The sequence below is a fragment of the Bathymodiolus platifrons methanotrophic gill symbiont genome, from assembly GCF_002189065.1.
GTDB lineage: Bacteria > Pseudomonadota > Gammaproteobacteria > Methylococcales > Methylomonadaceae > Methyloprofundus.
Window position 1 is genome coordinate 1 of the sequence record NZ_BDMN01000321.1, and the last position, 10,354, is coordinate 10,354.

General features: G+C 42.0%; 9 protein-coding genes and 1 pseudogene. 6 read left to right on the forward strand and 4 right to left on the reverse strand.

Annotated features, from left to right (window positions below):
• Window positions 1–112: 112 nt before the first annotated feature.
• Together CDZ78_RS23275 and CDZ78_RS16435 are read left to right on the forward strand one after the other, a co-directional pair.
• Window positions 113–1,303: pseudogene (locus tag CDZ78_RS23275) on the forward strand (ammonium transporter); the annotation flags it as partial.
• 135 nt (window positions 1,304–1,438) lie between these two features.
• Window positions 1,439–1,861 (forward strand): histidine kinase dimerization/phospho-acceptor domain-containing protein, encoded by a 423-nt coding sequence (locus CDZ78_RS16435; RefSeq protein WP_230990927.1) that lies wholly within the window; start codon window positions 1,439–1,441, stop codon window positions 1,859–1,861.
• Here the strand turns inward: CDZ78_RS16435 and CDZ78_RS16440 are convergent, their stop codons facing one another.
• The 3 genes from CDZ78_RS16440 to CDZ78_RS16445 all read right to left on the reverse strand — a co-directional run bounded on the left by CDZ78_RS16440 (window position 1,862) and on the right by CDZ78_RS16445 (window position 4,628).
• Window positions 1,862–2,878: an ISAzo13 family transposase gene (locus tag CDZ78_RS16440; RefSeq protein WP_148102017.1), complete on the reverse strand. Its 1,017-nt coding sequence runs from the start codon at window positions 2,876–2,878 to the stop codon at window positions 1,862–1,864. It abuts the gene before it with no gap.
• Window positions 2,797–3,069, reverse strand: coding sequence for a hypothetical protein (locus CDZ78_RS23280; RefSeq protein ID WP_087868120.1), 273 nt, complete (start codon window positions 3,067–3,069; stop codon window positions 2,797–2,799). The genes CDZ78_RS16440 and CDZ78_RS23280 overlap by 82 nt, the downstream gene beginning before the upstream one ends.
• A 74-nt stretch (window positions 3,070–3,143) precedes the next feature.
• Window positions 3,144–4,628: a cobyric acid synthase gene (locus CDZ78_RS16445; protein WP_087870965.1), complete on the reverse strand. Its 1,485-nt coding sequence runs from the start codon at window positions 4,626–4,628 to the stop codon at window positions 3,144–3,146.
• A 55-nt stretch (window positions 4,629–4,683) separates the two neighbouring features.
• On the opposite strand from CDZ78_RS16445, the gene cbiB reads away from it, so the two are divergent.
• From cbiB to CDZ78_RS16465, 4 genes are all read left to right on the forward strand, one after another.
• Window positions 4,684–5,601, forward strand: coding sequence for an adenosylcobinamide-phosphate synthase CbiB (cbiB, locus tag CDZ78_RS16450; protein ID WP_087870966.1), 918 nt, complete (start codon window positions 4,684–4,686; stop codon window positions 5,599–5,601).
• Window positions 5,594–6,589 (forward strand): threonine-phosphate decarboxylase CobD, encoded by a 996-nt coding sequence (gene cobD / locus CDZ78_RS16455; protein WP_087870967.1) that lies wholly within the window; start codon window positions 5,594–5,596, stop codon window positions 6,587–6,589. The genes cbiB and cobD overlap by 8 nt, the downstream gene beginning before the upstream one ends.
• A 508-nt stretch (window positions 6,590–7,097) precedes the next feature.
• The gene (locus tag CDZ78_RS16460; protein ID WP_087870968.1) at window positions 7,098–8,480 is read left to right on the forward strand and encodes an SLC13 family permease; all 1,383 of its coding nucleotides are present in this window, start codon (window positions 7,098–7,100) and stop codon (window positions 8,478–8,480) included.
• Window positions 8,481–8,691: 211 nt separating this feature from the next.
• Window positions 8,692–9,969: a DEAD/DEAH box helicase gene (locus CDZ78_RS16465; RefSeq protein WP_087870969.1), complete on the forward strand. Its 1,278-nt coding sequence runs from the start codon at window positions 8,692–8,694 to the stop codon at window positions 9,967–9,969.
• On the opposite strand, the gene CDZ78_RS21380 is transcribed toward CDZ78_RS16465, so the two are convergent.
• Window positions 9,860–10,252 (reverse strand): hypothetical protein, encoded by a 393-nt coding sequence (locus CDZ78_RS21380; RefSeq protein WP_140414138.1) that lies wholly within the window; start codon window positions 10,250–10,252, stop codon window positions 9,860–9,862. The genes CDZ78_RS16465 and CDZ78_RS21380 overlap by 110 nt on opposite strands.
• Window positions 10,253–10,354 lie beyond the last annotated feature (102 nt).

The window sequence follows — 10,354 nt, forward strand, 5'->3', positions numbered from 1 at the left end:
CCGTTTTGTTACGCATGGTCGCTTGATGAATTTCTAGGAAACTTCAGTAACTAGCTGAGATGCCAAAAGCAAACAACTCGCTTCTAAAAAATAATAAAAGAGAAGAAGTGCTATGAATCTATCTGATATTGATGTTTTTTGGGTACTCATCTGTGCATGTCTAGTCTGGATTATGCAGGCAGGGTTTCTGTGTCTGGAAACGGGGCTTACCCGATCTAAAAATAATATTAATGTCGCACTTAAAAATATTGTAGATAATGCAACTTCAATATTTATCTTTTGGTTGCTTGGTTTCTCAATTGCCTTTGGCACTCCCATCTCAGATTTATTTAATCTAGAAACTAACTATTATTTTTTCTTTTCTCCTGATAATACTGTTAACGCTTTTTTTGTTTTCCAGGCAGTCTTTTGTAGTACCTGCTGTACGATTGTTTCTGGTGCTGCCGCTGAAAGACTAAAATTTATTATGTATCCGGTTATCGTTCTACTTATTGGTGGAGTGATCTACCCATTTGCTGTTCATAGTGTCTGGAGTGGCGGTATTTTTGGTAATGAGCAGGGCTGGTTGGCTAAACAAGGGTTTTATGATTTTGCGGGCGCAACAGTCGTGCATTCTACAGGTGGGTGGATTGCACTTGCTTTGATTTTGGTCATAGGTCCAAGGCTGGGGAAATTTGATGCTTCTGGTAAGCCAATCAACATACAAGGTAGTAATCTGACACTTTCTTCTTTAGGTGTTTTAATACTCTGGTTTGGCTGGTTAGGATTTAATGGGTGAAGTGCTTATAGTTTTAATTCTGATATCGGAATTATTCTGAGTAATACTTTAATTGGAGGGTCAACTTCATTGGTGGCTACACTGATTATATGTCATATCAGATATGGTAACCCTGCACCGGAAGACCTGATTAATGGTGCTTTAGGTGGCTTAGTCGCTGTGACAGGTGCTGCTAATATAATTACTTTTCAGGATGCAGCAATAATTGGGGGGATTAATGCGATTGTGGTGTGCTGGGCTAGTCGGTTGTTATTAAAGTTCCAGATTGATGATGTGGTGGGTGCTATACCAGTGCATTTGGCTGCCGGTATATGGGGTACACTGGCGGTGGGAGTGTTTGGCAATCTAGAACTACTTGATACAGGGCTTGGTCGCCTAGAATAAATTGGAGCGCAGTTACTAGGCATAGTATGCATTGCTGTCTGGGCATTTGGTTTATCTTATAGCTTGATTGCAATCATTAATAAATTTATTACTTTTAGAGTTTCAAAAGAAGATGAACTGATTGGCTTAAATATCAGTGAGCATCATGCTACTTCTGAATTATATGAACTTATTGCCTATATGAAGAGTCAAACAGACTCCGGTGGCTTGCAGTCAACCGCTCCAATTGATTCGTTTACTGAGATAGGGGTGATTGGCATTGCCTATAATCACTTAATGGATAAACTGAGAGAAAATGAAGATAAAATTATTCAGAGCAATAATAAGCTTCGGAGCGTAAATGAAGAACTCAAAACTTATGATTATGCTGTTGCTCATGACCTGAAAAATCCTATTTCAGTTATTCGTTCATATATTTCACTTATTGAGGAAGAGAATCCTGAGCATTTCAAAGCTCATAAATATCTGGACCGAATCAAGAGGTCGTCTGATGATGCCATGCAGATCATCTGGGAGTTATTAGACTTTTCAAGTTCTAAGCAACATATGAATGGTTCAGAATTAGCAGATCTGGACCAAGTGACTGACAACTGTGTACGTATGTTAGAGAGTGAAATGCATGTCAAAAATGTATTGTTAAATCGACAATATAATTTAGCGAAGCTAAGGAATAAGCACGAAACAACTTCCCGATATTAATTATTCTTGAGGAATTGCACGGTAATTCCATTTTGGTAAATGTGTATCAAATACAATCGGCATTATTTCTTTGAAGTCAGCGGCATATTTTCGTCCTGTCTCGTATATTTTGTCGAGTATGTGAACAATTGTTGTTAGTCCTTTTGACGTTGATGTTCTAGAAATCAATGTTTTAACTGTTTCAACCGAGTCAAATACAACACCTTCACAAGCACGAGTCACATGAGGAAAAAAACGATGTTCAATGGGATTATACTTGGAGGTATAAGGAGGATAGTGGGCAATCCTAATTTCCAATCCAAGTGCATTCGCAGTCTTTTGTAAATCTTCTTTAAAAATGTAGTGCCGTGAGCTGTTACTCCCTCCACCATCGCAAAGGATCAACAATGATTTTGCTTTAGGATAATGAATAATACCCTCGTTTACCCACCATTGAAATAAGCTATCACAGGCAAATTCACTGGTATCATGACTCGTTCCAAGCGTGATATATCCTGTGTTTCGTTTGAGGTCATAAAACCCATGAGGAATAACACTGCCTGTTGCAGAGCTAGGGAAATCATGATCATTCGTTTGAATGGCTGCTTGTGTATAGAGCGATCCATTACGATAAAAAGTACCCAATAACTCTTTCTTTTTGGTATCCATACTAATAACAGGGTTTCCCGCATCCAGGTAGTCCTGCTTCAATTGGGTAATATTTTCAAATTGAGCATTGCGGTCAGGATGACCACCCATCGTAATGTTTTTCTGGGCTTTGCGCTTAACATATTCATGTTTTTTTAATAAATATCGAACGATATTACGACTGACAGAATAACCCTTTTTTAATAATTCACTGACGATTTCACGCGGCTTTAGATAAGTCCACCTAATAGATGAATTCATTGGATTGCCTGCTGTATGCTGTTGAAGAATATCTAAAAAGTCTTGATCTATTCCACTGTATTCAGGGGTAGAGGTCTTTTTTTTCGACCGCCTCCAGGTTGTCTGATTCCTGTTATATCCAGTTCTAATTCGGTGAGTTCTTTTTTTCCTTGGCGGATAGTTTTTGGGTCACACTCTAATAAAGCTGAAATATAGTTAACGCCACCATGAGATAATTTTTCACTTTCAATGGCGGCATACCGTCGCTTATTTTTTTCACAAAGTGAGTCATAAAATTTCTTCATCGACTTTTCGATATTTTTTTTATAAGGAAATGACATAAGACAACCACTGAGTAATAAATTAAGATAACCTTAATTTAGGGGAGATATTTCATTATTCAAGCTTGGCTGCTTCAGGAAGTTATTTCGTGCACATTCCTTAGCGAAAAATCCAGGCAGTATTGCTCCAGCAATGACATATCAATATATTGTTCAACTGTATCAGCCATTAAATCAATCCCCTGCTCACATTGTGCATTAAAATCAACCGCGCGTATTTTTTTCGCGCCCGCCCAGTTCAAAAGAGCCGCACAGACACCCGGATTATCAAACACTCCGTGCACATAAGTTCCTAATACTTGCTGATCATTTGAGATCGCACCCTCGAACTCTCCATTATCCATCTTAATAAGCGGATTCAACAACGCCTCCCCCTCTGACTGCCCTGAATGTATTTCATATCCCTGCACGGTAGCATCGGCCATTAGTAAAATCCCAGTTACCTGCTTTAATTGCTTTTCTCGTAATAAAGTCGTGTGCATACCCAGTAAACTTAAACCTAAACTAGACCCGGGCTTACCCTCAATACCAAGCGGATCATGAATCTCTTTACCCAACATTTGATAGCCACCACATAAGCCGATTACTTTACCGCCATAGCGTAAGTGCTTTAATAATGCTGGCTCCCAGCCATATTCTCGTAGCCATACCAAATCATCACGAACCGACTTACTGCCTGGTAAAATAATTAAATCGGCTGGGCTTGCAATATCAGGCTGACGACAAAATTGTAGATTCACTGCATCATTCAAACGTAACGCATCAAAATCCGTATGATTGCTCATACGAGGTAGGCGTGGCACAACAATATTAAAGCTACCTGCCTTAGTCTGCTCCACTGCAACACTATCTTCTGATTCCAGATATAAGTCATGTAAATAAGGCAACACACCAAACACAGGCTTCCCTGTTCTTTTTTCCAGCCAATCGATACCTAGTTGTAAAATATCTATATCGCCTTTAAACCGGTTGATAACAAACCCCAGCACCCGTTGCTGCTCAGATTGACTTAATAATTCCAATGTACCGACTAGATGCGCAAAAACGCCCCCTCTATCAATATCTGCTACCAAAATAACAGGACAGTCTACGGCTTCAGCAAAACCCATATTAGCCACATCTCCTTGTCTTAGGTTTATTTCTGCCGGGCTTCCTGCCCCCTCGACAATAATGCGTTGATATTGCTCCTGCAAACGCCGAAAAGAATCCAGCACTACCGGCATCGCCTGGGTTTTATAAGCATGATAGGCTTTTGCACCTAAGTTCTTAATCACCTTACCCTGCATAATCACTTGTGCGGTTTTATCCGAGTTAGGCTTAAGCAATACCGGATTCATATCAGTATGGGGTTCTAATCCGCAGGCCTTAGCCTGTACAGCCTGCGCACGACCAATCTCTCCTCCATCTGGTGTCACTGCGCTATTTAAAGCCATATTTTGCGGCTTAAAAGGAACCACCAAATCACCCTGCCGCTTATAATAACGACATAAGCCCGTGACTAATGCACTTTTTCCTGCATCTGAGGTTGTCCCCTGTACCATTAATGTTCTTGCTTGCATTTATATTCCTTTAATGGCATTGTTGCTGCCTTTTTACACGTTAAACTAGCAGCTAATGACTGTCTCACTTACGCTATTACTTGCCTTATTACTTGACACCTTATTAGGTGAACCTAAAAGAGGACATCCTCTAGTCTTGTTTGGCTCTTGGGCTACTCATATAGAAAAGCGACTTATTCTACCTAAAGATAGATTGAATATAAATCAAAAGATAAATGGATTGCACGCTTTAACACTGGCTATTCTACCTATTTCCGGGGCAATATTTATCCTAACGCGATCACCACTGCTAAATATGCTTTTAAGCCCATTGATACTTTATCTGTGTATTGCTCCTAAAAGTTTATTGCAACATACCCTGGCAATATACAAGCCGTTACAGGCTGGCAACTTGACACAGGCTCGGCTAGCAATCTCTATGATTGTTAGCCGCGAAACACAACAAATGGACTTTCAGGCGATACGCAAGGCAACGATAGAAAGTACCTTGGAAAATGGTGCAGATGCGATTTTCGCCCCCATTTTCTGGTTTGCACTTGCAGGCCCAGCAGGTGCCATATTTTATCGCTTAAGCAATACACTAGATGCCATGTGGGGCTATAAAAACCAGCGTTACATGCATTTCGGTTATGCTGCTGCCCGTCTGGATGACATCCTTAACTGGATACCCGCACGCCTGACTGCCTTAAGTTATATGTTACTCGGGCATACTCAGCAGGCATGGCATTGTTATCGACAGCAAAGCCCACATTGCGCTAGCCCCAATGCAGGTGTCGTAATGAGTGCTGGTGCCGGTAGCCTGGATATACAGTTAGGCGGAGATGCCATCTATCATGGACAATTAATAAGCAAACCCGCACTAGGCACCCAGAACAAAGCGACTAACCAGGATATTAAGCGCGCCAACTCATTGATCTTATCGACAACACTACTCTGGCTATCCATTATTACATTGGGAGAAATACTTGCTTAAACATGGAGGGCGCTTATTAGAAGCAGTACAACAATACCAAATCCCACTCGCTAAATGGCTAGATCTATCAACGGGTATTAACCCTAATGGATATTCCATCCCCGCTATTCCAGATTCAATATGGCAGCGCTTACCCGAAGATCTGGATGAACTTATTTCCGCTGCGCAACAATACTATCAGTGCTCAGATATTCTAGCTGTTGCCGGATCACAGGCAGCTATTCAAAGCCTGCCTTTGTTGCGCCCAGCAGGTACAACCGGCATTGTTACACCCTCTTATGCCGAACATGCTTATGCCTGGAAAAAAGCAGGACATAAAATATTAAACATTCCGGCTCACGAAGTTGAGCAATCTATTAATCAGCTTGATACGCTGGTTCTAGTCAACCCCAACAATCCGACAGCACAAACATTTACTGAAAAACAATGCCTTTCCTGGCTGAAAAACTTAAATCAGAGAAAAGGCTGGTTAATTATTGATGAAGCTTTTATCGACTGTACACCTGAATTAAGTTTAAGCAAGCTTGCCCCATTAGAAGGATTAATCATATTAAGATCTATTGGCAAATTTTTTGGCCTGGCAGGGCTTAGAGCGGGCTTTGTTTTAGCTGAACCGACTATTTTAAAGTCTCTTAATGAATTACTTGGCCCCTGGACTATAAGCAATCCCAGCCGTTTTGTTTGTGCGCATGCCTTACAAGATAAAGCATGGCAAGAGCAGACACGCCAACAATTACAGCAACAAAGTCAACGCCTAAACCTGTTACTTACAAAATTCCAGTTGTCCCCGACCGGCTCCACTCAACTTTTCCAGTGGGTACAATCCGAACATGCAATATTGACACACCAACAACTCGCTAAACAGGCCGTTTTGACTCGGCATTTCAACCAGCCAGCCAGCCTTCGCTTTGGTTTGCCTGCCAATGAATCAGGATGGCAGCATTTAGAATACGCGTTACAACAGCTTTCTGTTGCATTGCCCGAATAGTAATCAAACAGCTTTTTTAGGAATTAAAATTAATTTCTTAATCTGAAGTTTCCCAATAATTATTTATGGTAAAATTGAAACTATGCTACAACTATATGAAAAAAATAGTCTTTTCATTCGTTTCAAATGCTATTGCCTAAGGGGAATTAAGTAGGGGTTTGCTATAAACATGGCAAAACCACCTAAAATAAACCTCGATACACCAGCATTGTGTATTTCAGCTACTCAATAATTGGGAAACTTCAGTATGTTAATATCCGAAACTAAATAGTAGCGTGTATGAAGCCGGCGGAACACGGGAAATAAGAGTCTCTGCTCATCCTGTATTACGCCGGCTTCATTTATATTCCAATTTAATACTTTCGGATAAGTACCCAAGGTAAATTAATTTAACTAAAATAAGGCATTAATGTAGAGCGGATTTTAGTCCGCTCTACGTAGCTAGAAAAATACCGCCAAATTAACTGAGTAAGCAAAAGGTAGCCGTTACCCTAATTTAGAAAAACTCATGAGCAACAAACAAGTAATAATACTAGGCTGTGCATTCTTTACAGCCATACTAACAGGACTTAGCTTAATTCATCTTTTTGCCCAGTCTAATGAACTAGCATGGACTGCTGCCATCACACTACTAACTATTATATTGTGGGTTACCGAGGCAATTCCCATACCTGTCACATCATTGATTCCTTTTGCTTTGTTTCCCTTTGCTGGCGTACTCACCCCTAAAGAAGTATCAACTGCATTAGGCAGTCATATCATATTGCTATTAATGGGTGGCTTTATGTTATCGCGATCTCTGGAAAAAAGTGGCGTACATCGCCGACTCGCGATCTATATGGTAAGGCTCGCAGGAGTTAATAGTGGCAAACGGGTAGTTATTGGGTTTATGCTGGCAGCTGCTTTTTTAAGCATGTGGATATCTAATACAGCAGCGACCCTTATTTTATTACCTATTGCACTGGCGACTTTACAGGGAATTGAAGATGATGCAATGGCTATCGCATTAACTCTGGGTATTGCCTATGCAGCTAGTTTAGGTGGAATAGGCACACCGATTGGTACACCACCCAATATCATTTTTATTAGTGTTTACCAGGAAACAACAGGCAAAGGCAAAGGCAAAGACATTGACTTTGTTACCTGGATGCAGACAGGTATTCCAGTCGTCATTATTGGTCTTCCCCTTATGGCTCTTTGGCTAACTCGCAAGGTGTCGGTAAAGCAATGTTTTGTGCTACCAGAAATAGGCGCATGGCGACCTGCCGAAAAAAGGGTTTTAATCGTTTTTGGCCTGGTTGCATTAGCTTGGATAACACGTACTCTCTGGAGTGAGTGGCTAGGTCTGGAGGGGATTGGTGATAGCACTATTGCAATGTGTGGTGTGGTATTAATGTTCTTGATACCTAATGGTGAACAAAAGGGAACCTTACTTGACTGGCAAACCGCCAGTGATATTCCCTGGGGTATGTTATTACTATTTGCTGGCGGCATTGCTATTGCAAAAGCTTTTATGGCTTCGGGTTTAAGTGACAAAATGGGGGCTATGTTAGCAGGCTTATCAGCACTACCTGTTTTTGCACTGATATTATCAACCTGTCTATTTGTCACTTTTTTAACGGAGTTTACCAGCAATAGCGCAACAGCTACTTTGCTAATGCCCATTCTGGCAACCGCAGGTGGAGCTGCTGGCATCGACCCACAGCTGTTAATGATGCCAGCGGCAATCAGTGCCAGTTGTGCCTTTATGATGCCTGTTGCCACAGCACCTAACGCCATTGTTTACGGTACCCATAAATTTCATATCAAAGACATGGCAAGAGAAGGTCTGGTGCTGAATATTATGCTAGCCTTTGTAATTAGCGGGGTCTGTTTTTTTACTTTGAAATAATTTACACCCTATTTCAACATTCTTAGGCTTATGCCCCCTGCCAGTTATGCTGAAAAACCTGTTAGACAGGCAAACAAGAAACAACGTAAAATTAAGATCTTATACTAGGCTCTGTGAGTAACTGATTTTTCAGGATAATAGCTCTCAATACCAAGTTCCTGTAGACTACACACCCACCTCCCAGTAACCCCATTAATAAAAGAGACAAGCAATGAGCTTTGCCGCCTTAAACTTATCCCCTGAAATCCTGAAAGCCATTGCCGAGCAAGGTTACGAAACACCCTCCCCTATACAAGCGCAAGCAATCCCGGCAGTACTCGAGGGCCGTGATGTCATGGCAGCAGCTCAAACAGGAACAGGAAAAACAGCAGGCTTTACCCTGCCTATACTAGAGTTACTATCCAACGCTGAACATGTTAATGCAAATCAGATACGCACACTAATACTAACTCCCACCCGCGAGCTCGCTGCCCAGATTGAAGAAAGTATCAGCAACTACGGTAAATATTTACCGCTACGTTCGACTGTCGTTTTTGGTGGCGTAAAAATCAACCCACAAATGATACGCTTACGCAAAGGGGTCGATATTCTGGTTGCAACACCCGGGCGTTTATTAGACCTGCACAACCAAAATGCCGTTAGGTTTTCGCAATTAGAAATCCTGGTTCTGGATGAAGCGGATCGCATGCTGGATATGGGTTTTATCCACGATATACGCAAGATAATGGCTAAGTTACCTAAAAAACGCCAAAACCTGCTGTTTTCTGCTACTTTTTCCGATGAAATTCGTCAATTAGCAAAAACTATCGTGCATAACCCGGTTGAAATTTCAGTTAGCCCACGCAATACCACTGCCGAAACAGTCAAGCAGTGCATATATCCAGTCGATAAGAAACAGAAATCTGCACTACTCACACAACTGATTAAAGATCACCAATGGCAACAGGTACTGGTTTTTACGCGCACAAAACGTGGCGCTAACCAGTTAACCCGCCATCTGGAAACTGAGGGCATCCAGGCCGCTGCAATTCATGGCAATAAAAGCCAGGGAGCGCGTACAAAAGCACTGGCAGAATTTAAAAAAGGCTCAATTCGAATCCTGGTAGCAACTGATATTGCAGCGCGTGGACTGGATATCGATCAACTACCACAAGTGGTTAACTTTGATTTACCCAATGTTCCCGAAGATTATATACACCGTATTGGTCGTACAGGACGCGCCGGAGCAAGCGGCCAGGCAGTATCATTAGTCAGTGCTGATGAATTTCAGCAACTTTCTGATATTGAAAGATTAATTAAGACAGTGTTAACTCGTGAAATAGTCGATGGCTTTGAGCCTGTCCACACTGTCCCCGAATCTCGTTTAGATCGCCGCCCTATTAAACCCAGAAAACCAAAGAAACCAAGAGTTGACCATAGGGATGGCCAACGTTCGGGGGCGAGTAAACAGGGTAATAACCCCAGAGGACGAAACAATAGAACTCGCTAAGTTTAGCCCTCCCCTGACCAAAGCATCGAGATTTCTGCAGGCTACCCCAGTCACAGGCTTTAGCAGAGGTCTCATTGCTCACGTATAGATCCCAAGCAGTTTGAAGCAAAAGCCTGAGCGAATGCGGGGAGTCGCTATTTTTGCGAAAGCTTGTTTTGGGCATCCCAGCCCAAGCAAGCGGCAAAAACTTAACGCGACCGCTAATGCCTTCGGCGCCCCAGACGTCCTGCGTACGTGCCACTTCGCCACTACCATCGTAAACTCGGTGCTGGCTTCGTAACACTCCCTCAAATGACTGGACGGCGTTTCGGAATGCCTTTTATTTTGTCTCCACCTACGCTAGCGCTACGATTCCGACAAAACAACGGCCCTACGCCTTCTGGGG